The 22,426-nt window shown below is 66.8% G+C and carries 19 protein-coding genes; 2 read left to right on the forward strand and 17 right to left on the reverse strand.

Features of this window, described 5'->3' with window-relative positions:
- Positions 1-42: 42 nt before the first annotated feature.
- The 9 genes from AC2YJX_RS07490 to AC2YJX_RS07530 are packed head-to-tail and all read right to left on the reverse strand — an operon-like array spanning position 43 to position 12,298.
- A complete protein-coding gene (locus AC2YJX_RS07490; protein WP_487255666.1) occupies positions 43-798 on the reverse strand; it encodes an ABC transporter ATP-binding protein in 756 nt (251 codons plus the stop codon).
- Complete coding sequence (locus AC2YJX_RS07495; protein ID WP_487255667.1) at positions 792-1,856, reverse strand: FecCD family ABC transporter permease; 1,065 nt, start codon at positions 1,854-1,856, stop codon at positions 792-794. The genes AC2YJX_RS07490 and AC2YJX_RS07495 overlap by 7 nt, the downstream gene beginning before the upstream one ends.
- Positions 1,853-3,088 carry an ABC transporter substrate-binding protein gene (locus tag AC2YJX_RS07500; RefSeq protein WP_487255668.1) on the reverse strand — a complete coding sequence of 412 codons (1,236 nt, stop codon included), beginning with the start codon at positions 3,086-3,088 and terminating at the stop codon, positions 1,853-1,855. The genes AC2YJX_RS07495 and AC2YJX_RS07500 overlap by 4 nt, the downstream gene beginning before the upstream one ends.
- Positions 3,089-3,148: 60 nt before the next feature.
- The gene (locus AC2YJX_RS07505) at positions 3,149-4,414 is read right to left on the reverse strand and encodes an MFS transporter (RefSeq protein WP_487255669.1); all 1,266 of its coding nucleotides are present in this window, start codon (positions 4,412-4,414) and stop codon (positions 3,149-3,151) included.
- Positions 4,414-6,333, reverse strand: a complete 1,920-nt coding sequence (locus AC2YJX_RS07510) for an IucA/IucC family protein (RefSeq protein WP_487255670.1) — start codon at positions 6,331-6,333, stop codon at positions 4,414-4,416. The genes AC2YJX_RS07505 and AC2YJX_RS07510 overlap by 1 nt, the downstream gene beginning before the upstream one ends.
- A gap of 25 nt (positions 6,334-6,358) precedes the next feature.
- Complete coding sequence (locus AC2YJX_RS07515) at positions 6,359-7,507, reverse strand: NAD/NADP octopine/nopaline dehydrogenase family protein (protein WP_487255671.1); 1,149 nt, start codon at positions 7,505-7,507, stop codon at positions 6,359-6,361.
- A gap of 2 nt (positions 7,508-7,509) precedes the next feature.
- Positions 7,510-8,553 carry a PLP-dependent cysteine synthase family protein gene (locus tag AC2YJX_RS07520; protein ID WP_436131619.1) on the reverse strand — a complete coding sequence of 348 codons (1,044 nt, stop codon included), beginning with the start codon at positions 8,551-8,553 and terminating at the stop codon, positions 7,510-7,512.
- A gap of 4 nt (positions 8,554-8,557) precedes the next feature.
- Positions 8,558-10,063: a Y4yA family PLP-dependent enzyme gene (locus AC2YJX_RS07525; RefSeq protein WP_487255672.1), complete on the reverse strand. Its 1,506-nt coding sequence runs from the start codon at positions 10,061-10,063 to the stop codon at positions 8,558-8,560.
- A 9-nt stretch (positions 10,064-10,072) separates the two neighbouring features.
- The gene (locus AC2YJX_RS07530) at positions 10,073-12,298 is read right to left on the reverse strand and encodes a TonB-dependent receptor (RefSeq protein WP_487255673.1); all 2,226 of its coding nucleotides are present in this window, start codon (positions 12,296-12,298) and stop codon (positions 10,073-10,075) included.
- Between the two features lie 255 nt (positions 12,299-12,553).
- Between AC2YJX_RS07530 and AC2YJX_RS07535 the strand changes: the two genes are divergently transcribed.
- Positions 12,554-14,374: a chorismate-binding protein gene (locus tag AC2YJX_RS07535; RefSeq protein ID WP_487255674.1), complete on the forward strand. Its 1,821-nt coding sequence runs from the start codon at positions 12,554-12,556 to the stop codon at positions 14,372-14,374.
- 118 nt (positions 14,375-14,492) lie between these two features.
- On the opposite strand, the gene AC2YJX_RS07540 is transcribed toward AC2YJX_RS07535, so the two are convergent.
- Positions 14,493-14,852 (reverse strand): 5-carboxymethyl-2-hydroxymuconate Delta-isomerase, encoded by a 360-nt coding sequence (locus AC2YJX_RS07540; protein ID WP_121507342.1) that lies wholly within the window; start codon positions 14,850-14,852, stop codon positions 14,493-14,495.
- A 397-nt stretch (positions 14,853-15,249) separates the two neighbouring features.
- On the opposite strand from AC2YJX_RS07540, the gene AC2YJX_RS07545 reads away from it, so the two are divergent.
- On the forward strand, positions 15,250-16,008 hold the full coding sequence (locus tag AC2YJX_RS07545; protein ID WP_487255675.1) for a carbonic anhydrase: 759 nt from the start codon (positions 15,250-15,252) through the stop codon (positions 16,006-16,008).
- A 54-nt stretch (positions 16,009-16,062) separates the two neighbouring features.
- Here the strand turns inward: AC2YJX_RS07545 and bioF are convergent, their stop codons facing one another.
- The 7 genes from bioF to nadB form a co-directional block, all read right to left on the reverse strand.
- Positions 16,063-17,331 carry an 8-amino-7-oxononanoate synthase gene (gene bioF, locus AC2YJX_RS07550; protein ID WP_487255676.1) on the reverse strand — a complete coding sequence of 423 codons (1,269 nt, stop codon included), beginning with the start codon at positions 17,329-17,331 and terminating at the stop codon, positions 16,063-16,065.
- A complete protein-coding gene (gene bioD / locus AC2YJX_RS07555; protein ID WP_121421050.1) occupies positions 17,328-17,999 on the reverse strand; it encodes a dethiobiotin synthase in 672 nt (223 codons plus the stop codon). The genes bioF and bioD overlap by 4 nt, the downstream gene beginning before the upstream one ends.
- Positions 17,999-19,324, reverse strand: coding sequence for an adenosylmethionine--8-amino-7-oxononanoate transaminase (bioA, locus tag AC2YJX_RS07560; RefSeq protein ID WP_487255677.1), 1,326 nt, complete (start codon positions 19,322-19,324; stop codon positions 17,999-18,001). The genes bioD and bioA overlap by 1 nt, the downstream gene beginning before the upstream one ends.
- A 2-nt stretch (positions 19,325-19,326) precedes the next feature.
- Positions 19,327-19,707 (reverse strand): aspartate 1-decarboxylase, encoded by a 381-nt coding sequence (gene panD / locus AC2YJX_RS07565; RefSeq protein ID WP_487255678.1) that lies wholly within the window; start codon positions 19,705-19,707, stop codon positions 19,327-19,329.
- Between the two features lie 62 nt (positions 19,708-19,769).
- A complete protein-coding gene (locus tag AC2YJX_RS07570) occupies positions 19,770-20,144 on the reverse strand; it encodes a 6-carboxytetrahydropterin synthase (RefSeq protein WP_487255679.1) in 375 nt (124 codons plus the stop codon).
- Positions 20,145-20,169: 25 nt separating this feature from the next.
- The gene (gene queE, locus AC2YJX_RS07575; RefSeq protein ID WP_094291292.1) at positions 20,170-20,805 is read right to left on the reverse strand and encodes a 7-carboxy-7-deazaguanine synthase; all 636 of its coding nucleotides are present in this window, start codon (positions 20,803-20,805) and stop codon (positions 20,170-20,172) included.
- The gene (gene nadB / locus AC2YJX_RS07580; RefSeq protein ID WP_487255680.1) at positions 20,802-22,391 is read right to left on the reverse strand and encodes an L-aspartate oxidase; all 1,590 of its coding nucleotides are present in this window, start codon (positions 22,389-22,391) and stop codon (positions 20,802-20,804) included. Before nadB ends, queE begins: the two co-directional genes overlap by 4 nt.
- Positions 22,392-22,426 lie beyond the last annotated feature (35 nt).

Raw genomic sequence — 22,426 nt, forward strand, 5'->3', positions numbered from 1 at the left:
ATCACGCAGGTATTGAATCGTGGCGCACCCGACGGGCGCGGACTACGCCACGCCGTCCACAATGACGTGCCGCGTGCCCGCCGAGCAGCTTTCAATGCGGGCCCGGATGCGATAGACCTCGCGCAGCATGGCTGCCGTGATCACCTGCTCGCAAGGCCCGCTGTGCTGCGCCTGGCCGTTGGCGATCACCAGGGCGTGGTCGCAGTAGCGCAGGGCCTGGTTGATGTCGTGCAGCGCGATGAACACGATCAGCCCCCGCTCCTGTGCCAGCGAGCGCATGAAGTCCAGCACCTGGATCTGGCGGTGCAGGTCGAGCGCGCTGGTGGGCTCGTCCATGAGCAGGATCTCGGGGTCGCGCGCCAGCGTCTGGGCGATGGACACCAGTTGCCGCTGGCCGCCACTGAGTTCCCCCAGATTGCGAAAGGCAAGGTCTGCGATGCCCAGTGACACGGTGATGGCGTCCACCTGCGCCAGTTCGGCATCGCTCACCGCCCAGCCCTGGTGCTGCTGTTTGGCGGCCAGCAGTATGGATTCAACCACCGTGAGCCGCGCGGTGGCGCTGATGTCCTGCGGCATGTAGCAGATGCCCTCGGACCCCTTGCGGGTGCCCTGCAGCACGATCTGGCCAGGCCCCTTGAGCATGCCGGCCACGCGCTTGAACAGGGTGGATTTGCCCGCCGCGTTGGGCCCGATCACTGCCACCACCTGCCCCGCGTGGAAGACGGGGGTGTTGACGTTCGCAAGCACCGTGCGGCTGCCATAGTGCGCGCCCACCCCTTGCAGCTGGAGCGTCACCATGAGCGCTCCCTGCGGCCCAGGATGAGCGAGATGAAGAAGGGCACTCCTATGAGCGAGGTCACGACGCCGATGGGAAAGATGGCCCCAGGGATCAGCGTTTTGCTGACCACCGAGCTGATCGACAGCAGCAATGCGCCGGTCATGACCGACGCAGGCAGGAAGAACCGCTGGTCTTCGCCGATCAGCATGCGTGCAATGTGCGGGCCCACCAGACCCACAAAGCCGATGGTGCCCACAAACGCCACCGGGAAGGCCGCCAGAAGGCTGATCAGCACCAGCGTTTGCAGCCGCAGGCGCGCCACGTTGATGCCGAAGCTGGCGGCCTTCTCATCGCCCAGGCGCAGGGCCGTCAGTGCCCAGCTGTTGCGCGCAAAAAGGGGCAGCGTGACCACAAGAACCAGGCAGGTCACACCCAGCTTCGGCCAGGTGGCCTTGGTCAGGCTGCCCATGGTCCAGAACACTACGGCCGCCACGGCCTGCTCGGTGGCGAAATACTGCACCAGCGCCAGCAGTGCATTGAAGGTGAACACCAGCGCAATTCCCAGCAGCACGATGGTCTCGGTGGTCACGCCGCGTTTCATGCTCAGCAGGTGGATCAACCCGGCCGACAGCATCGCCATCACAAAGGCATTCAGCGGCACCACATACCCGGCCACCGTGGGGAACAGGGCAACGCCGAAGGCCAGCCCGAGCGCGGCGCCAAAGCTGGCCGCCGCCGAAATACCCAGCGTGAACGGGCTGGCCAGCGGGTTGTTGAGCGTGGTCTGCATCTGTGCGCCCGCCACCGACAGCGCAGCACCCACAGCCAGCGCCATGAGCGCGGTGGGCAGGCGGATGTCCCACACCACCACGCGCAGTTGCACGGGCACGCTGTCGGGCCACAGCACAGCCTGCACCACGTCCCTCACGCTGTAGCCCACCGGCCCGAGTGCCAGGTCCAGCAGCAGGCTCAAGGTCGTCAGCACGAAAAACCCCAGCAGCAGCCAGCGCTTGAGGCGCACCAGGGCACGGTAGCCAGCGCCCTGGCTTGCAGGGGGGGCCATCGCAGTGGCCGTCATGGGGCAGCCTTGGTGGTGGAGGGCGCTGCGGAGGCTGTGGGTGTTGCGCCATCCAGGCTCACGAAGTAGCCGGGTTCATAGGGCACGGGCAGAAAGCGCTTGTGCATCTCACGGTAGGTGGCGTCCGGGTCGAGGTCTGTGAACAAGGCTGGGTGGAACCACTTGGCCAACTGCTGGATGGCCACAAACTCGTACGGGCTGTTGTAAAACTGGTGCCAGATGGCATGGAACGCGCGGTCTTGCACAGCTCGGGTGCCTGCGTAGGCGGGGCGGCGGGTATAGGTTTCGAGCTTGCGCCGGGCCTCTGCCAGGTCGGCACCGGGGCCCACGCCAATCCAGTGGCCCGAGGGTACGTAGGCCTCCCAGTTGGCGCTGGTGACCACGACCTGGTCGGGGTTGGAGGCGATCACCTGCTCGGGGTTGAGTTGGCCGAAGGTGCCGGGAATCACGCCCTTGGCAACGTTCGTGCCCCCCGCCACTTCCACGTATTTGCCGAAGTTCTCGTTGCCAAAGCTCAAGCAGCAGTCTTCGGTGTAGCCGCCGATGCGTTCGATGAACACCTTGGGGCGCGGGGGCTGCTCGGCGGCGATGGTGTCTGCCACGCGCCGGATCTGCGCCGCGCGGTACGCGATGAACTCTTCGGCGCGCGCTTCCTTGCCAAACAGCCGGCCCATCAGGCGCATGGTGGGCTCGGTGTTCTCCATGGGGCGATGGCGAAAATCCACATACACCACCGGAATTCCCAGCGCCGCCAGTTTCTCGATGTAGCGGGCGTCATCGGTGGCCCGTTGGGCTTCGATGTTCAGCAGGATCACGTCGGGCTTCTGCGCAATGGCCTGCTCGATGTCGAAGGTGCCGTCTTCAAAGCCGCCAAAGGTGGGAATGTCGGCGATGCGCGGAAATTTCTTGGCGTACGCCGAATAGGTGTCAGGGTCGGCCTGGATCAGATCCTTGCGCCAGCCCACGATGCGCTGGATCGGGTTGTCCGTATCGAGTGCGGCCACCAGGTACAACTGCCGCCCTTCGCCCAGGATCACGCGCTGCACAGGTAACCGCACCTGCACATTGCGCCCCAGCAGGTCGGTCACCGTGACGTGGTGGCTGCCGGAGGGCGGGGGGGATGCAGCGCCTTCGGGGGCTGCGGCCGGAGAAACCAGAAAAATGCCGGCGGCGGCGATGCCTGCCAGCACAAGGATAAGAAGCGCGATGCGCCAGCGGTGACCCATTGCCATGTCAAAGACTCTTTGTGAATGAAGGGGTGGGGAGGAAAAAGATGCGATGCGCAGTGGAGGTCATGGCCCGGCAAGGCCGGCTGCGCCTTGCCGGGTGCCGCGCATGCGCAGCACGGCGACGATGACCGCGAGGGCGCAGGCATAGGCCCCCGCTACGAGGAAGTAGGTGGTGTGCAGGCCCAGCAGTTGGGTCAGGCCCCCGCCCAGTGCGATGCCGGCCATGGACGAGAACTGGGCGGTGCTCTGTGCCACGCCCAGAATGCGCCCCTGGTGCTGCCCGCTCGTGGCATGCGAAATCTGGGCCATCAGCACCGGTGTGGTGGCGCCCAGCAGCACGCCCCAGGCAAAGTGCAGTGCGATAAAAAAAGCCACGCTGTGGGTAGCCCCCGCCAGCACCGTCAGCAAGGCGCAGGCGGCAGCCACCCAGGCCATGCGGACCAGGGCGCCGGGGCCCTGCAAGCGCTCGAAGTAGCGCGCCCAGAGCGTGGCCGACACGATGAACCCCATGGAAAGAAGCCCGTAGCACAGGCCCACCACCCAGTTGTCCACGGCAAACACCGAGCGGACATACATCGCAAATGGGGTTTGCGTGAGCATGCGGGCCACCAGCAGGATGCCCAACACGGCCAGCAGCCCGGCCACGGGGGACGCAAACCAGGATGGTGGTTGCAGCGGCGCTGCGTTGCCTGATGACGATGGTGGCGATGGGATTGCCGTCACGCCCAGGGCGCTGCCTGTGAAAGGACGACGCGGCAGCAGTGCGGCTACGGCGACGGCGCACAGTGCGCACAGCAGCGCTGCGATGAGGTTGATCCAGAAGAACGTGGCGTGGTCCAGGATGAGCCCGCCCGCCAGCGCCCCTGCCAACGAGCCCACGTTCGTGGACACCTGCAGGTAGGCAAACAGGCGCCCCCGGACCGCTGGGACCACGGCGCTCACACCGTAGGCCTGCGCCGGTGCCAGATAGCCTGCGCACGCCCCTTGCAGAAAGCGCAGTGCCAGGATTGTCCAGACATCCTGCGTAAAGGCCAGGGCCAGCTGTGTGATGGCCAGCCCCAGGAGCGCACGGACCATCATGGGCTTGTGCCCGAAGCGGTCCCCCACCTTGCCCCAGAACGTGCTGGTGAGCGCCACGCCCAGCATGGGGCCCACATACACGGCAATGCCCGCAAACGCCAGCACGCCGGGCGATGCGCCCAGGGACTGCAGGTGCACCGGCCAGAAGGGCCCGCTCATTTCCATGGCGCCCATGGAAATGAGCTGGATCACGAACAGTGCGTGAACCAGGCGGGGCAGGGCGCTGGATGCGGCTGGCGTGGAGACCATCAAACCTTCCCGCAGGTCGGGGCCGCACCCAGCGGGTTGGGTAGCCGGTGCTGCAGGCGGTAGTCTGCGTATTGCTGCAGGTGCATGCGCAACACCGAGCGCGTGGGCCAGGCCGCGTGCAGAAACTGCTCGCGCTCCGCGCGCCACAACTGCGGCTCGACACGCGCCTGCACCGCATCGAAGGCGCCCTCGGTTTCCTCGCGAAGAATCTCCCACAGCCAGGTGGTGGGCAATTGGTACTCGTGCGTGAGCGCCAGGGCCAGCTCATGCAGATGGCACACAAAACAGGCGTCGAGCACGAAGGTGCGCACGGGCTCTATGTCGTCCCGGAAAACAGTGGGCAGGATGCCCGGGTGCACATAGGGCTGCAGTGTGTATCCGTGCGCTTCCAGGAGCGGGGCAAACGTGCGTCCGTCGCCAAAGTCCCGGATCAGCAAACCCCGGGGGCTGCCATCCTCGGAACACAGCACGGACGTGTTTTGCTGGTGGGCCTCCAGGCCGATGCCGTAAAGCAGGTAGATCGCGACCACAGGCCGTGTGACGGCGCGCGCGTACTGCCTGAAATACGCGCCCACCGTTTCAGGCGTGGCACGGCCCGCTGCGCGTTCGATCAGTTCCGTTACCAGCGGCCGTGCGTCCAGCGGCGAAGCCGTGAACAAGGTGGCCACCGTGATGGGCAGCAGACCGTCGCTGCGGTCCAGCGCCTGGCGGGCCCCTCGGTAGGCCACAGAGAGGTGCCTCCCCGGGCGGTCCTCCTGGCGGACTGCGTGGCGGTAGTGCAGCGCCACTTCTTCGGGAAAAATTTCAAGGCGGCGGTCAAAGCCGTTTTCCTCGGCCAGGATGCGTTCGATCACTGCGCTGATGCGCGGCCCCATGTGGATCGACTTGGCCTGCAGGCTGCGTTGTTCGCTGGTGAGCCACAGCGCCAGGGGCAGCTTGATGAACGGCGTGGCCCCGGGCAGCTGCGGCACCATGGTGCGAAACGACATGGTGGGGCGGGTGTCGATGTCGATGCCGTCGGTGATGAGCACCCCCTCGGCAATTTCGTCCGCGTAGGCTTCCGTCACGTAGTGCTCCAGGTGCCACGTGTGGATGGGCAGGGGCAGCCAGTCGTCAGCGTTCTGCTGCCGTGCCCGAAGGCTATCGCTCCAGCGCTGCCACACGTCCGGGAACTGCTTGGAAAACCAGGTGCGGTAGTCCTGCACATGAGGCATGCGTTCCACATAGGCCATGTCGGCCCGCAGTGCTGCGATGCGCACGGGCACGCACGCATTGAATTCCGGTGACAGCTGTGCGACTTCGGTGGGGCTCAGCTGGGGCTTGGTTTTCCAGGTGGGGTAGAAGGGGTGCCCTTCGAGCGAGCCCCACTGCTCCAGCAGCACCGCAGCATCCCGCGCGGTACGGTGGTGGCGCACATAGTCCACCAGGCCCTTGGAGCCGGTATCCAAAATGGCTTGCCGCAGTTCTTCGTTCCAGCGGCGGCGGTGGCCGCGTGCCAGTGCGTCATTGGCGACGCTGTTGGCCATGTCGTTCTTCAGCCCGGCGAGGCCCTGCGCTGTGGCGGTGAAATCAAAGTGGGGCGCGAGCAGATCGATGAGCTGGCCGGGTGTGTCGATGGCCGTCTTCTTGCCGCTCGGCTCCACCAGGGTGATCGTGCCGTCGAGCAGGAACGTGCGGGCGGGCGCAGCCCGCAGCGCGGAGAAATACACCAGGGCATGGTGCTCCCACAGCGGGAACCAGGCCGTATTGCCGTGCGGAGCAAAGACCAGTGATCCACTGTCGAGAATGCCTTCGGCAAACAGGCAGCGCACCAGGCGCCGCAGCGCGTTGTGCTGCGCGAGAGCCTGTGCGTCTTGTGGCTGAGGAATGAAGGCCGAGTTGGGTTCCGGCCGGGCCAGGGGGTTGGTAGAGAGGTGCATGGGACAACAGGGCTGGGCACGCCCGTCAGGCGGGCCAGGTGGATGGGAAGTAGTCGAGCGCCGAGCCGCGCAGGCCCTGCATGTAGCCCACGTTCCAGTCGAAGATCTCCTGGATGTGGGGCAGTGGCACGTTGAGCCGCCGTCCCATTTCCACCAGCACGGCCAGGCCATAGGCGACATCCTCCTGGAACGCGCGGCTGTCCTTGTCGATCACGTAGCCGGGCTGGCCAGCGGCCTGCACCATCGGGGCTTCGATCGCGTCATAGGCCTGGTTGGAGCGCAGCACGGACAGCAGGGTGCGGGGGTCGCGTATCTGGTCTCCGTAGGCTTCGACGATCTCCTGGTGCAGGGGTCTGACCGACGACAGGTTGATGCCCAGGCGTTGCTCGGCGGCCTTGCACAGCCGCTGGTTTTCTTCGTCGCTGCGCGCGAGGAAATACGCGCCCAGCTCGGTGCAGTCCGTCCACCAGCAGACGGGTGCAGGAAAGGTGCGCTCGTGCCACTGGCTGTAGGGGCCTGCCAATCCATAGACCACCGAGCTGTGCATGATGGGATTGCCCGGCGTCAGCGTGATTTCGAGGTAGTGGTCGAGCAACTCCACCGGTGCTGCGTACAGGCGCTGCAGCATCCGTTGCAGGGCGGTGCGTGCGCTGGCGCCTTCTCGGGCGTGGGTGCCCACGTGCAGCACCTGCTTGGCGCCCCCCATGCGCACCGAAACACCGGGATGCAGGTCGTACGCGGTGTGGGGCACGTCCTTCATGCCCCAGATCACCGCGTTGGGCCGTTCTGCCAGGATCTGCTCGGCCAGCCAGTCAAAGCCGCAAAAGCCCGGGATGGCCCCCACATACACGGGTTTGTCGCGCGGGAGCGCCTGCACCATGCCGCGCAGCCAGGCGGCGCGCACGTGGGCCGGCACGGTGAGGATCACGAGGTCTGCGTTGGCGACCAGGGTGGCATCGTGGCCCACTGTGTCCAGCCGCGCCCGCAGCGGGGGCGAGTCCGGCACCAAGGCGGTCAGGCCGTCGGGACTCTTCTGGTGGCGCGCGATGACATCCTGCCGCGTGGTGAGCAGCGACACGCGAACGCCGGGCACCTGCTTGAACAGCACCGCGTTCAGGTGCCCCGTTCGCCCGCCGCCGCAGACAACCACGTCCAGGTCTTGCACGGCATCCACGTTCAGGCCACCTTCAGCCGGTCGTTGGTACGCGGCAGTTCTTCCACCACGTCCTTGGCCAGCCAGCCGTCGAGCTGCGCCCAGACCGTGGGGTCGATGATGTTGCGTTCCTTGAGCCATGCCTCGTTGAACACGGTGTGCAGGTACTTCTCGCCCCCGTCCGCCACCACCGCCACCACGTTGCCCGCGATCATGCCGCTGTGGATGAACTCCAGGGCCTTGTAGAGCACGCCGCCGGTGGAGCCGCCCACCAGCAGGCCCGTGTGCTGTGCGAAATAGCGGGCGGTTTCAAAGGCCTGCGCATCGGTCACCTGCACGCCCAGGTCGATGCAGCTGTAGTCCAGCACCAGGCCCACGGTGTCTCCCTTGGGCGTGCCCGTGCCCGACTGGTAGTACGGCCGCCCTGGCTGCCCAAAGATGATGGAACCTGCAGGCTCGACCGCGATGGTGCGGGTGCGGGGGTTGTGCAGCTTGAGCCCGCGTGCAATGCCCGTCATCGAGCCGCCCGTGCCCACGCAGCCCACATACGCGTCCACCGGGCCTTGGACCTGGTCGATCACTTCGCGCACGAAGTCGAAGTAGCCGCCCGCATTGGCCACGTTGTCCGACTGGTTCATGAACACCGCACCGGGAATCTTGGAGGCCACCTCGGCCGCCAGGCGCTGGCGCTCCACCACGGCCACCTCGTCCTCGCGGTAGTCGCCCTCCACGTAGCGGATCTCCGCGCCCAGTGCGCGCATCACGGCGATCTTGTCGGGCGCGGCATGGTGGTCTACCACCGCGATAAAGCGCAGGCCGAACTCGATGGCGGCAATGGCCAGTCCAATGCCGGTGTTGCCTGACGAAGACTCCACCACCACGCCCCCGGGCTGCAGGCGGCCGGAGCGCATCGCCGCGACGATCATGTTGCGCGCCATGCGGTCCTTGATGCTCCCGCCCGGGTTGTTCTTCTCGATCTTGAGCAGCAGCCGCGTTTTCTTCGAAGGAATCGGGATCCCCAGGATGGGCGTGTTTCCGATCAGGTCCGTCACTTTGCTGAGAATCATGTCTTTACTCCGTTCGGTCGTCGTCTGGCGAAAAGGCCATGGCACCTGCCGCAGTGCGGGTGACTGCAATGCGGCGGGGCATGGGATGGCGGTGAAACTCGTTTTCCAGCAGGTCCATCTGGTAGCCCGCTGTGTTGGCATACACCAGCAGGTCACCGGCCTGCGGTACACGCGCAAAGCCGATCCAGCGGTGGGTCAGAACATCGTCGTCCAGGCAGCTGTGCCCGGCGATGTAGGCATGGCAAGCCTGTGGCGGCGTGGGGGGCGATCCATGGGCACTCCCTGGCACCAGCACCGGGTCCACCAGGAACTCGGAGCCGAACCAGGTCTCGCAGGCGCTGAAGCTGCTGCCTTCCACAAAAATCACATACCGTCCGTCGGCCAGCGGTTTCACCCGCGTGGCGCGAAAGACCGAAATGGCGGCCTGGTCCACCAGGCTGCGCCCGGGTTCGATGGCCAGTGTCAGGCCTGCCGCGTTCAGGGCCTGTGCCACGGTCATGCCCTCCGTGCACGCCGAGCACAGCAGTTGCTCCATCCACATGCAGGCGTCCACAGGCCCGCCATAGGGGTAGAACGATGTGGGCACCTTGCCGCTGCGGTAGTGCGCGCCATCCTGCGCTGCGAGAAAAGCGCTGTAGGCGGCGGTGTCCACATACCGGATGGGCAGGCCACCGCCGATGTCCAGCATCCGGGCGCTCAGCCCCATGCGGCGGGCTTCATGCACCCAGGGCAGCAGCTCGCGCACGGCCTGCACACGCGGCTCGACCGCATAGCCCGACAGATGAAAGTGAAAGCCCTCCAGAACCATGCGTGCTTCTGGGTTGGCCAATCGGGCAAGGCCTGCGCGCAGGTCGCCAGCGCCCATGCCAAAGCGACTGGTGGGTAAGGAGTGGGGCCGGTAGCGCAGCAGCACGCGCGCCCCCTGGCCCGCGCCAGCAGACTGGAGGCAGTGATCCAGGTCCTGCAACTCCTGCAGCGAGTCGACGGAAATGAGGGATGCGTTGTCCAGCAGCAGCTTGTGGAACGCCCGGGTCTTGGCCGGGCCGGTGGCGCACAGCCGCGTGGGGTCTGCACCAGCACGCAGTGCGTCACCCGCCTCGTAGAGGCTGGATACGTCCACGCCGATGCCAGCCTGCACGGCCGCGCGGACCAGGGCGGGCGACTTGTTGACCTTGGCCCCGTAAAAGATCTCAAAGGGCATGGGGTGGGACTGCAGCACGGCCACCAGCTTGCGCACGTTGTCTTCCAGCCGCTGCGGCCAGACGAGGTGCAGCGGCGAGCCGTATTGGGCAACCAGGCCCGGCAGCATTGCGGGTGATGCGTGCACCAGTGCTGCCACCGCTTCATCCAGCAGCGGTGGCAGGGCTGGGTACACCTTGGCTGCAGTGGCTGCCGGCTGGGGCTGCGGCGTTGGCGCCGCCGCGCGTGCAGGGGGTGCATGCCGGTGCGCCGCCGTAACTTTGTTCATGCCCGCCAGGTCCGCCAACTCACCATGGTGCTGGGCTCGCATGGTGGTGCCTCAGAAATCAACGGTGGCCGACACCACCAGGGAACGTGGCGCACCCTGCACCAGGCTGCCGTACTGCGATACGCTGGCCCAGTAAGCGCGGTCTGCCACGTTGCGCAGGTTGGCACGGAACGTCGTGGGCTTGCCGGCGATCTGTGTGCGGTAGCGGGCGCCCAGGTCTGCGGTGGTCCACGATGGAATGCCCAGCGTGTTCGCGCGGTCCACATACTGCTTTCCGGTGTGGGTGATACCCCCGCTCAGTGCCAGGCCCGGCACCCAGGGCAGATCCCACTCCAGCCCCAGGTTGGCCTGCACCGAGGGGACGCCGATGGCTTTCTTGCCCTGCGTGGCCGCGCTGTTAGTCTGGCTCAGCACACCTTGCAGCAGCGTCACGCCGCCGGTGACGGACACGCCAGGCACCACACGGCCGGAGGCGTTCAGTTCCACCCCCCGATTGCGCTGCTTGGCATCCACTGCAAACAGGCCGTTGGTCTGCTGGCCGCTGGGCTTGGTGATCTCGAACAGGCTCAGCGAGCTGATCATCCGGCCCCATTCGAACTTGGCGCCGATTTCCTTTTGTTTGGCCTTGTAGGGCGCAAACACCTCGCCCGCGTTGGAGGCCGTGGCCGGAGCGATGTCGCCCTTGCTCAGGCCTTCGATGTAGTTGGCGTAGAGCGATACGTTCTGCCAGGGCTTGACCACCAGGCCCGCCAGCGGCGTCACTGCGCTCTGGTCGTACGACGAGGCGACGGCGCCCGTGGTGGTGTTGAAGTTGTCGGATTCCACACGCTGGCGGCGCACGCCCAGCAGCACCTGCACCCGGTCGTCCAGCATCGACAGGGTGTCGGCCAGCGCGATGCTGGACAGCTCTGTGTCGGCCACCCGCGCGACCTGGGCCGGGGCGGCCACGTTCTGCGCCGGGCTGTTCACCGGCGCGTAGATGTTGGACAACACGGTGGTGCCGTTGACGGAACCACGACCCAGGCGGTCGTGGTAGGTGCTGGCCTGCAGCGTGACCGTGTGGCGGACGCCGCCGGTGGCGAACTTGGTGCGCAGCCCGGCGTCCGCCGTGCTCCGGTCCACCTCGAACTGAAAGCGCTGCGGCAACGTGCTGGTGTCGCCCTGCACATTGAGCAGGGTGGGGTTGCCAAAGAGTCGGTCTACCCGTGTGCGTCCGCCGCCTGCGTTGGCGAACGCGGTGGTCTGGTCGTTCAGGTCGTATTCCAGGCGCAGCAGCAGGGAGCGGTCGGTGGTTTCAAACCATTCCCAGGGCTGGCTCACGTTGCGCCGGCCATCGGGTGCGACCGGTACGGCCGTGGCCCCTGCGGCCAGAAACGGCCGACGCTGTGGCGCATCGACACTTTCCTTTTGCGCGATGGCGTCCACGGTGGCGCGCAGCCGTTCTCCCTGGTAGTCGAGCGCGATCGCTCCCACGTCCGCCTTGCGCGACTGGTTGTCCAGCAGCGTGTCGCCCTGGTGGTGGCTGCCGTTGATGCGCACGCCCCACTGGCGTTCGGGGCCAAACCGGCGGCTCAGGTCGATCTGGCCACCCCCCTGTGCGGAGGGGCCAACGTCGGCGGAGATGCGTGTGAGCGGGTCGCTGGTGGCACGCTTGGGCACGATGTTGATGGTGCCGCCCACGCTGCTGGCCGGGGAGATGCCAAACAGCAGCGCTGCGGGCCCTTTGACCAGCTCGATGCGCTCCGCGTAGTCGGCCAGCACGCGGTAGTTGGGGGCGATGCCATAGACGCCGTCAAAGGCGATTTCGCCCGAGTTCTGGTCACCCACCGGGAAGCCGCGGATGAAGAACGAGTCCAGCTGGTCGCCGGAGTGGCCCGAGAGCCGGACCGACGAATCGTTCTTCACGATGTCGGCAATGGTGACGGCCTGTTGGTCCTGCACCATCTGCGAGGTGTAGCTGGTGGCGCTGAGCGGTGCGTTCAGGGTGTCGGTGTTGCCCAGCAGCCCCAGTCGGCCGCCGCGCGCTGTGTGCCCGTTGCCGATGGTGGCGGGCAGCCCTGCATCGCCGTCTGCCGTGACCTGGACCTCGGGCAGGGCACGGGGGCGGTCGGTGGCGTCCGGAGATGCGGTCTGAGCGCCTGCCGGGGCCATGATGCCGGCCGTGACCAGACTGGCGAGCGCCAGGCGTGTGGCGGCCGCGAGGGGGTGAAGGGGGGCCGCGCGAGCGGCGTCCAACGAAGAAGAAGGCAGAGAGCCTGGCACGGTCGGTGGCAGCACAGTGGTTCCTTGAGGGGACAGGAGGCTGGCTGGCGACGGCTGGCTGCTTGGGGTGCATGGCAATGCACCGTGTGGCAAAAATTATAAACAAGAATTATTCGCATTTGATGGATTTTTTGCTTGCACTTGCAACAGGACCGCGCTGCCCACCCTCCGCAGAGTCCGTGCCCTGCGGCGTTTACGATAGGCAGCTGCCCTTGTTTGCCTCAAGGCGCCTGTTTCCTTCAAGGTGCTGCCGCCGCGCCCGCCATTTCCATGAATTCCTGCATCGACTTCAGTGCCGCGCTGGCCCCGTCAGCGCCCCGCCTTCGCCATGCCTTCCGCGCGCCCCGCGCCGTGCTGTCAGCCCGCGACCTGGCCGAGGTGCGCCCCGTTCTCGATGCCGTGTTTGCTGCCGCGCAGGCAGGCGCATGGTGCGTGGGCTACGTCCGCTACGAGGCGGCTCCGGCCTTCGATGCAGCCTTGCAGGTGCATGCCGCCCAGGGGCCGCTGGCCTGGTTTGCCGTCCATGACGAAGCGCTGCCGTGGCCCGGGGAAGCCGCTGCAGATTCGGCCGATGGGGCCCATGTGGAGTGGACCTCGGGCCCCTCGCGCGCGGAATTCGATGCAGCCCTGAACCGCATCCACCAGGCCATCGGCGATGGCGAGCTGTACCAGGTCAACTACACCGCGCCGCTGTCGGGCCCGTTGCTGCAGGGCAGTGCACAGGCCTTGTTCCAGGCTTTGCAGCGCTCGCAGCCCGGCGGCTATGCCGCGTTCATCGACACCGGCAACGAACAGGTGCTTTCGGTGTCGCCCGAATTGTTCTTTGACTGGGAAAGCGGAGCCCATGGTGACCCGGCGGGTGGGGCCATCCTGGCGCGCCCCATGAAAGGCACCGCGCCACGTGGCGCCACGCCTGCGCAGGATGTGGCCAACGCTGAGCACCTGCGCTCGTCGCCCAAGGAGCGGGCTGAGAACGTGATGATCGTGGACCTGCTGCGCAATGACATATCCCGCATCGCGCTGCCGCACAGCGTGCGTGTGCCCGCGCTGTTTGCCACCGAAGCCCTGCCCACCGTGTGGCAGATGACGTCGGACGTGACGGCCCGCACGCGGCCCGGTACCACGCTGACCGACGTGTTTGCTGCGCTGTTTCCCTGCGGCTCCATCACCGGTGCGCCCAAGGTGCGCGCCATGCAGATGATCCATGCGGTGGAGCCCGCACCGCGCGGCGTGTACTGCGGCGCCGTGGGCGTGGTGCGGCCTGTGGGTGCCGCCGGGGCGGATGGGCAGCACCGCGTGGCGGCCACCTTCAACGTACCCATTCGCACCGTGGTGCTGCGCACCGACGGCGGCCACACCCAGGCCACCTGCGGCATTGGCAGTGGCATCACCTCGGGGGCGCAAGCGGACGCCGAATGGAACGAGTGGCGCCACAAGCGCGCCTTCGTGGAGCGTGCGAGCCAGCCTTTTGACCTGCTGGAAACTTTGGCGCTGGTGGACGGCCAGTGGCGCCATCTGCCCGAACACCTGGCGCGACTGCAGGCGGCGGCGGTGCATTTTGGCTACCCCTTTGATGACAAGCTGGTCGAGCAGTGCGTGCGGATGCTGGCAGCGGGACATGGCGCAGGCCTCTGGCGTGTGCGCCTGCTGCTCAATGCCGCAGGTGAGCCCCGGGCCGAGGCCTTTGCACTGGCCCCCACGCCCGAGCCCGTGCGCCTGCAGCTGGCGCGCAGCCCACTACCGGAGGCCCATGGCGAATTCGTGCGCCACAAGACCACGCGCCGCGCGCACTACGCGGCCTTTGCGCCCACGGCCGCCGGGGTGTTCGACACGGTGTTGTGGAACGAGGCGGGTGAGATCACCGAAAGTACCTTCGGCAATATCGCCCTGCTGCTCGATGGCCGCTGGGTCACGCCGCCGCTGGCCTGTGGCCTGCTGCCCGGCGTGGGCCGCGCGGTGGCGCTGCGCGAGGGGCGTGTGACAGAAGCCGTGGTGCGGCTGCAGGACCTGCCCCGCGTGCAGGGCTGGGCGTTCATCAACAGCCTGCGCGGCTGGTTGGCTGCCGAGTTGGTGGCAGAAGACCCTGGCTGATGCATCAAGGCACCCGCCAGCCTTTTGGGGGGAAAGAGTTATGCTATCAAAATAATAGCTATTAATGGCTATGGATAAGCGATAGGGCCGAATTTATTCAAAAATTGCCGCCGCTGGTTCAGAGCCGCTCCTTGGCGTATGAGCCCCGGTCCATATCGACGATCTCCACGCTCAGCTGCACCATCACGCCCTGGGGCTTGGGCGTGCGTTCGCGCAGCACGGCGGCGATGCGGTCGGACAGCTCCTTCTTGGCCTCGGGCGTGCGGCCCGCGAGCAGGCGCAGTTGGGCATGCACAAAAGCGCGGTTGGCGGGCGCGATGCCGATCTCGAAGCTGTCGGCCACGATGAAGCGGGTCTTCAGGTCCGCCTCGTCCTGCACCTGGGGGTGGGCGCACAGGGTGGCATTCAGGGCCGTCAGCGTTTCGGCCTCTGGGTAGTGGGGCAGGTTGGCCGAGTATTCAATGGTCAGGTGGGGCATGGAGGGGGTCCGGTTCGGTCGAGTGAATTCACTTCAAAGCCATGGTAGACAGGTTCTAAGAACCTGTTCAAGATCTTTTCAGGGTCGCACAAGTGCCGCAACGCCGCAGGCCGCCCGGCAAGGCACTTGCCCGAAGGGTTGGAGTGAAATCGGGCGATTGGAAGCCTCTGCTGCTTGCATGGGCATGAGCCCATGCGGCGCCTCCGAAGCATCCACGTCCATCACGATGGCACTCCAATGCGATCCCCGAAAAGATTCTGAACAGGTTCTTAAGCCAGCAACCCTTGGGCCGTCAGTGGCACCCAGCAGTTTAAGCCGCCGTTAAGCAAGGCTGCTGACTATCACGCGGCTGCTTGCAGCAGCTTGTTTTTCATCAACTTGTTGTTCCTTAAGAGCCATGACACCCCCCTTCTTGATCCAAAAAACCACATTGTTTGCCCTCCTGCTGTGCGCCGCCACCTGGGCCAGCGCCGAGGGCGCCCACCCGCACTGGGAATACAAGGGCAAACACGGCGCCGCCCACTGGGGCGCGCTGGAGCCTGGTTTTGAGGCCTGTGCACGTGGTGCGGCGCAAAGCCCCATCGACATTCGCAATACCGTGAAAGAGGCGCTGCCTGCGCTGGATTTCCAGTACACGGCAGGTGCCCCCACGCTGGTCAACAACGGGCACACGGTGCAGGTGAACATGCCTGCGGGCAGCAAGCTGGTGGTGGACGGCAAGGCGATGGAGCTGCTGCAGTTCCACTTCCACACCCCCAGCGAAGAGGCCATTGGCGGCAAGCACGCGGCCATGGTGGCCCACTTTGTGCACAAGGCTGCGGACGGAGGACTGGGCGTGGTGGCGGTGCTGATCCAGCCGGGCAAGACGAATGCGGCCTGGGCCCCCATCTTTGCGCACCTTCCGCGTATGGGTGAGCAGGTGACGGTGGACGGGCTCACGCTGGACGCCAGCACCCTGTTGCCCGCCAAGAAGGGTTACTACAGCTTTGCAGGGTCGTTGACCACGCCGCCCTGTTCCGAAGGCGTGCAGTGGATGGTGCTCAAGGAACCCGTGAAACTGGGTGCCCAGCAGATCAAGGCGTTCCGCCAGCTCTATAACGCCAACGCCCGCCCAGTGCAGCCGCTCAATGGCCGCATCGTGAAAGAAAGCACCTGACTGTGACCAGCCGGTCCGCGGGTTCCAGGGGGCGGCTGAGTCGCAGGTCGATGTTCAGGCGACAACTGCCGCAGGCGCCACGCTGGTGTCTGCGGTTTTTTGGTGAAGAGCCACCACGCAGTCGGCGGCATGTGCCGCCAGCGCTGCCAGCAACGCATCCACATCCGCCGCCGTGTGCGCGGCAGACAGCGCAATGCGCAACCGGGCCGTACCCACGGGCACCGTGGGCGGGCGGATGGCGGGCACCCACAGGCCCCGCTGGCGCAGGCTTTCCATCGCGGCCAGGGCCGCTTCGTTGCTGCCGATGACGAGCGCCTGCACCGCCGTGTGGGATGGCAGCAGGTGCCAGCCCAGTTCCGGGGGCAGCACGGCCAGGCCTTCGCGCAGTTGCGCAATGCGCTTGCAAAGCCCCTCTCGCAGGTCGTCCGCAGTCGCGATCAGCTCCAGGCTTTTGCGCAATGCGCTTGCCAGCAGGGGTGGTGCGGCCGTGGCAAAGATGTAGGTGCGGGTCTTTTGCAGCAGCCATTCAATGAGTGCAGCATCACCCGCCACAAAGGCGCCCGCCACGCCCGCCGCCTTGCCCAGCGTGGCCATGTAGAGCACGCGGCGCGAGGCGGTGGTGCCCGTCAGGCCCGCTTGCGCCAGGCTACCGCGCCCTTGGGGGCCGAGCACGCCAAAACCATGGGCGTCGTCCAGCAGCAGCAGCGCGTCGTAGCGCTCGCACAGCGCCAGCAGGGCGGGGATGTCGATCAGGTCGCCATCCATGCTGAACACCGCATCGCTGACCACCAGCTTGCGCCGTGCAGGGCTGGCGGCCAGAGCAGTCTCCAGCGCGGCCAGGTCGGCGTGGGCGTAACGGTGGATGGTGGCGCGCGACAGGCGGGCGCCGTCGATCAGGCAGGCGTGGTTGAGCGCGTCGGAAAACAGCGCATCGCCATCGCCCACCAGCGCCGGGATGATGCCGGTGTTGGTGGCATAGCCCGCGTAGAAGTACAGCGCACGGGGCAGTTGCACCAAGGCGGCCAGGTCTTGCTCGAGCGCATCGTTGGCGGCGCTGTGCCCGCTGACCAGGGGCGAGCCGCCCGAGCCCACGCCAAAGGTGTGCGTGGCGTCCCGAGCGGCCTCGGCCAGCGCGGGGTGGCCGGCCAGGCCCAGGTAGTCGTTGCTGCAAAAGGCCAGCATGGGCTGGCCGTCCACCAGCAGGTGGGCTCCGCCCGCGGGTTGCACCACGCGGCGGCGGCGCAGCAGGTGGGCGCGCTCGATGTCGGCCAGGCGCCCCGGGATCTCGTCGAGCCAGGAGGTGGGGTGGGATTCCTGCGTCATAGCCATTCCCCGGGCAGTTCAAACACCAGGCTGCGCGCATCGGGAAGGTCCTGGTACGGCACCTCGGCCAGCAGCGGCACGCCCAGGCGCGCACGCAGGTAGGCGATGTTCTCGTCAGCCGCCTCCATCTCGGGGTCCACACGGTTGGCCACCCAACCCACCAGCACGAGGCCACGCGCACGGATGGCCTCGGCCGTCAGCAGAGCATGGCTGAGGCAGCCCAGCCGTAAACCCACCACCAGCACCACGGGCAGGGCCAGGGCCTGGGCCAGGTCGGCACCGGTCTGGGTGTCGGTCAGTGGCACATGAAAACCGCCCGCGCCCTCCACCACCACGGCATCCGCCTGGGCGGCCAGCGCCTGGTAGCTGCGCACGATGGCCGCGATATCAATCTGCACCCCGGCACGTTCGGCCGCAATGTGGGGCGACAACGGGTCGAGCAGCAGCACGGGGTTGTCCAGCTCGGGTGCGACGGACAGGGTGGAGGCCGAGCGCAGCGCGATCGCGTCCTCGCTGGCCCAGTCCTCGCCCCAGGGCACCACACCGGCCGCCACGGGCTTCATGCCGACCACACGGCGGTGGTGCGGCGCCAGGGCGTGCAACAGGCCGGTGGACACCAGCGTCTTGCCGACGCCGGTGTCGGTGCCGGTGACAAAACATCCAATCATCAATTCTCCTCTTGCAGCGTGGCGTTCAGCGCAGCGAGCGCGCCGCTGGCCAGGCATTGCACGGCTTCGTCGTCGAGCACGTAGGGCGGCATGGCATACAGCGTCTTGCCGATGGGCCGCAGCACCAGCCCCCGCGCCATGGCGTGCTGGTGGTAGCGGCGGGAAAAGTCGGGCAGCGTGGTGTCCACATCCCAGGCCCAGATCATTCCGAGGCTGCGCGCATGGCGCACACGTGGATGCTGTGCCAAGGGTGCGCACGCCGCATCGATGCGTTGCACCAGTGCCTTGTTGGCATTCAGCGCATCCAGCTGTTCAAACAACTCCAGCGTGGCCAGCGCCGCGCGGCAGGCCAGGGGGTTGCCGGTGTACGAGTGCGAATGCAGAAAGCCGCGCGCCACATCGTCGTCGTAGAACGCGGCGTACACCACATCCGTGGTCAGCACGGCCGACAGCGGCAGCGTGCCGCCAGTCAGGCCTTTGGACAGACAAATGAAATCCGGCCGGATGCCCGCCTGCTGGTGCGCGAACATCGTGCCCGTGCGGCCAAAGCCCACGGCGATCTCGTCCACCACCAGGTGCACCTCGTAGCGGTCGCACAGCGCGCGCGCCAGGCGCAGGTACTCGGGGTCGTGCATCGCCATGCCAGCAGCACATTGCACCAGCGGTTCGACGATGAAGGCGGCGGTGGTGGTGTGGTGCTCCTGCAGCCAGGTCTCCAGCGCGGCGGCGGCGCGCCGGGCTACGTCTTGCGCGGTTTCGCCAGGGGCTGCATTGCGCGCATCGGGGCTGGGCACGGTATAGGCCAAACGCACCAGCGGGGCATAGGCCTCGCGGAAGATCGCGATGTCGGTCACAGCGAGTGCGCCCACGGTCTCGCCGTGGTAGCCGCCGGCCAGGCCTACAAAGCGGCTTTTGGCGGGGCGGCCTGTGTTGCGCCAGTAGTGCGCGCTCATCTTGAGCGCGATCTCGGTGGCGGCTGCGCCGTCGCTGCCATAGAACGCGTGGCCCAGTCCGGTGAGGGCTGCGAGACGCTCCGACAGATCCACCACCGGAGCATGCGTGAAGCCTGCCAGCATCACGTGGTCGAGCTTGCCCAGCTGGTCCACCAGCGCGGCTTGGATGTGTGGGTGGCTGTGGCCGAACAGGTTGACCCACCAGGAGCTGATGCCGTCCAGATAACGCTGGCCGTCGGTGCCGTAGAGCCACGGGCCCTGGGCGCGCGCAATGGCCACGGGCGGCTGGGTTTCGTGCCGCTTCATCTGGGTGCAGGGGTGCCAGACGCTGGCGAGGCTGCGGGCCACGAGTCCGTCGTGCGTGGGCTGCATGGTCAGACGCCCTGGGTGGGTACGGCGTGGCGCAGCTCGGTCTGGCGGTTGTGCTCGTCCACGAAGACCAACTGAGGCTGGTGCATGGCCACCTGGTCTTCATGCACCTGGGCGAAGGCCGCAATGATGATGAGGTCGCCTGCGGATGCGCGGCGTGCGGCCGAGCCGTTCACCGAGATCATCCCGCTGCCGCGCTGGCCCTTGATGGCGTAGGTGACGAAACGCTCGCCGTTGTTGATGTTCCAGATGTGGATCTGCTCATTCTCGGCGATGTTGGCCGCATCGAGCAGGTCTTCGTCGATGGCGCAGGAGCCTTCGTAGTGCAGCTCGCACTGGGTGACGGCCACGCGGTGGATCTTGGATTTGAGCAGGGTGCGGAACATCGGCTTCCTTCAGTGAAGACTGTGAATGGGGGAGGATCTGCCGGTGGCAGGGCCGTGGTCGATCAGGGCTGCGGAAAGTCCAGAACGCAGCTGTCGCCCAACGCCTCGCGCCACACGCGCACGCGGCTCACGCTGGGGCACAGGTTGGCAGGCAGGGCCTGGGCGATGAAGAGGCAGAGGTTCTCCAGAGTCGGTGTGCCCAGGCCGGGCACGTCGTCCAGCATGTGGTGGTCCAGTTGCTCGCGCACCACGGCCAAGCCCTGGCGCAGCAGGCCCAGGTCCAACACCATGCCGGTGGCCGGGTCGCGCGGGCCGCTCAAAAAGACTTCGGCGTGGTAGGTGTGGCCGTGCACGCGGCGGCTGCCTTCGGCCTCGATTTCGCGGCGCAGGGTGTGGGCGGCGTCGAAGAAGAAGCGCTGGGAGATGGTGAACAACATACGGGAACCAAAAAAAGAAAGCCGCTCACCGGATGCCGGTGAGCTTGTGGGTTTGCAGGCTCAGTCGCCATGCGGGGTGGGCCAGGCAGGCATCAATGCAGGCGGCAGTGTTCTGGCGCTGCAGCAGGCCGTCCATGGGCTGCAGGAATCGGTGGGTGAACTGCGTGTCCTGCTCCAGCGCCAACAGGTCAAAGCCGGGCTGGGGCCAGACAAGCTTCAACTCTTGCCCGCTGCGCTGCACCCAGGGCGCGCCCGCCTTGGGGCTGATGCACAGCCAGTCGATGCCTTCGGGCGCGGCCACGGTGCCGTTGCTTTCGACCGCAATGCGGAATTGCTGCGCGTGCAGGGCGTCGATGAGTTCACGGTCCACCTGCAGCAGCGGCTCGCCACCGGTCAGCACCACCAGGCGGTGGCCTGCGCCCGCAGGCCATTGGGCGGCGATCAATTCCGCCAGTGCCGTGGCCGTTTCGAACTTGCCGCCCAGCGTGCCGTCCGTGCCCACAAAGTCGGTGTCGCAGAACTGGCAGATGGCCTGCGCGCGGTCCTGCTCGCGGCCCGTCCAGAGGTTGCAGCCTGCAAAGCGGCAGAACACGGCCGGGGTGCCCGCCTGGCCACCTTCGCCTTGCAGGGTGTAGAAAATTTCTTTGACGCTGTAGGTCATCGGGGCACCGGCGGAACAAGGATGGTGGGGGCGGCAGGCGCTGCCACCTCGGGGTAGTCGCGGCTGAAATGCAGGCCCCGGCTTTCGCGGCGCAGCTGGGCGCTTTTCACAATCAGGTCGGCCACCTGCACCAGGTTGCGCAGCTCCAGCAGGTCGCGTGTGATGTGGAAGTGGGCGTAGAACTCCTGGATCTCGCCCTGCAGCATGGCAATGCGGTGGGCGGCACGCTCCAGGCGCTTGTTGGTGCGCACGATGCCCACGTAGTCCCACATGAAGCGGCGCAGTTCGTCCCAGTTGTGCGAGATGACGACCGATTCATCCGCATCGGTCACGCGGCTGTCGTCCCAGGCGGGAACGGTGGGCAGTTCTGTGGTCGGGGCTGCTGCGATGGCCTGCGCGGCGGCGCGGGCGAACACCATGCATTCGAGCAGCGAGTTGCTGGCCAGGCGGTTGGCGCCATGCAGGCCGGTGCAGGCCACCTCGCCCACGGCGTACAGGCCGGGCAGGTCGGTGCGGCCCGCCAGGTCGGTCAGCACGCCGCCGCAGGTGAAGTGGGCCGTGGGCACCACGGGGATGGGCTCCTTGGTGATGTCGATGCCCAGCGACGCGCAGTGCGCGAGGATGTTGGGGAAGTGCTCTTGCAGAAACGCGGGGCTCTGGTGCGAGATGTCCAGGTGCACGCAGTCCAGGCCGTGTTTTTTCATCTCGAAGTCGATGGCCCGGGCCACCACGTCGCGCGGGGCCAGTTCGGCGCGCGGGTCGTGGTCGAGCATGAAGCGGGTGCCGCCGGCCGAGGGGGGCAGCTTGAGTTGCCCGCCCTCGCCGCGCACGGCCTCGCTGATGAGGAAAGACTTTTCGTGCGGGTGGTACAGGCCCGTGGGGTGGAACTGGATGAATTCCATGTTCGCCACGCGGCAGCCCGCGCGCCAGGCGGCGGCAATGCCGTCGCCCGTGGCGGTGTCGGGGTTGGTGGTGTACAGGTACACCTTGCCTGCGCCGCCCGTGGCCAGGATGGTTTGTGGTGCGCGGAAGGTGACGACCTCGTCGGTGTCGCTGTCGAGCGCGTACAGACCCAGGCAACGGTTGCCGGGCAGGCCCAGCTTCCGCGTGGTGATCAGGTCCACCAGCGTGTGCTGCTCAAACAGCGTGATGCCGGGGGTGGCGCGCACCACGTCGATCAGTGTGCGCTGCACGGCCGCGCCGGTGGCATCGGTCACATGGGCAATGCGGCGCGCGCTGTGGCCGCCTTCGCGCGTCAGGTGCAGCTGGTCGCCTTCGAGCGTGAAGGGCACACCCAGCTCGCGCAGCCAGGCAATCGATGCGGGCGCGTTCTCCACCACAAAGCGTGTGGTGGCCAGGTCGCACAGGCCCGCACCGGCCACCAGCGTGTCTTCGATGTGCGCTGCAAAGCTGTCGTCGTCAGCCAGCACGGCGGCAATGCCGCCCTGGGCCCAGCCGCTCGATCCATCTTGCAGCGTGCGCTTGGTGATGACGGCCACGCGGTGGGTGGGCGCCAGGTGCAAGGCAGCCGAGAGGCCAGCGAGGCCGCTGCCTACGATGAGAACGTCGAAGTCGTGGGATGCCATGGCTTGCGGGTGAAGAAAGGGGTAGCGCCACGGCC

The sequence above is a fragment of the Acidovorax sp. SRI_002 genome (assembly GCF_057586455.1).

Bases quoted from the DNA above. Each gene is read 5' to 3' on its own strand.
- AC2YJX_RS07495 (WP_487255667.1), bottom strand. From the start codon at position 1,856: ATGACGGCCACTGCGATGGCCCCCCCTGCAAGCCAGGGCGCTGGCTAC.
- AC2YJX_RS07500 (WP_487255668.1), bottom strand. From the start codon at position 3,088: ATGGCAATGGGTCACCGCTGGCGCATCGCGCTTCTTATCCTTGTGCTG.
- nadB (WP_487255680.1), bottom strand. From the start codon at position 22,391: ATGGCATCCCACGACTTCGACGTTCTCATCGTAGGCAGCGGCCTCGCT.
- panD (WP_487255678.1), bottom strand. From the start codon at position 19,707: ATGTTCCGCACCCTGCTCAAATCCAAGATCCACCGCGTGGCCGTCACC.
- AC2YJX_RS07525 (WP_487255672.1), bottom strand. From the start codon at position 10,063: ATGCGAGCCCAGCACCATGGTGAGTTGGCGGACCTGGCGGGCATGAAC.
- AC2YJX_RS07535 (WP_487255674.1), top strand. From the start codon at position 12,554: ATGAATTCCTGCATCGACTTCAGTGCCGCGCTGGCCCCGTCAGCGCCC.
- AC2YJX_RS07490 (WP_487255666.1), bottom strand. From the start codon at position 798: ATGGTGACGCTCCAGCTGCAAGGGGTGGGCGCGCACTATGGCAGCCGC.
- AC2YJX_RS07510 (WP_487255670.1), bottom strand. From the start codon at position 6,333: ATGCACCTCTCTACCAACCCCCTGGCCCGGCCGGAACCCAACTCGGCC.
- bioD (WP_121421050.1), bottom strand. From the start codon at position 17,999: ATGATTGGATGTTTTGTCACCGGCACCGACACCGGCGTCGGCAAGACG.
- AC2YJX_RS07505 (WP_487255669.1), bottom strand. From the start codon at position 4,414: ATGGTCTCCACGCCAGCCGCATCCAGCGCCCTGCCCCGCCTGGTTCAC.
- bioF (WP_487255676.1), bottom strand. From the start codon at position 17,331: ATGACGCAGGAATCCCACCCCACCTCCTGGCTCGACGAGATCCCGGGG.
- bioA (WP_487255677.1), bottom strand. From the start codon at position 19,324: ATGCAGCCCACGCACGACGGACTCGTGGCCCGCAGCCTCGCCAGCGTC.
- AC2YJX_RS07540 (WP_121507342.1), bottom strand. From the start codon at position 14,852: ATGCCCCACCTGACCATTGAATACTCGGCCAACCTGCCCCACTACCCA.
- AC2YJX_RS07570 (WP_487255679.1), bottom strand. From the start codon at position 20,144: ATGTTGTTCACCATCTCCCAGCGCTTCTTCTTCGACGCCGCCCACACC.
- AC2YJX_RS07545 (WP_487255675.1), top strand. From the start codon at position 15,250: ATGACACCCCCCTTCTTGATCCAAAAAACCACATTGTTTGCCCTCCTG.
- queE (WP_094291292.1), bottom strand. From the start codon at position 20,805: ATGACCTACAGCGTCAAAGAAATTTTCTACACCCTGCAAGGCGAAGGT.
- AC2YJX_RS07520 (WP_436131619.1), bottom strand. From the start codon at position 8,553: ATGATTCTCAGCAAAGTGACGGACCTGATCGGAAACACGCCCATCCTG.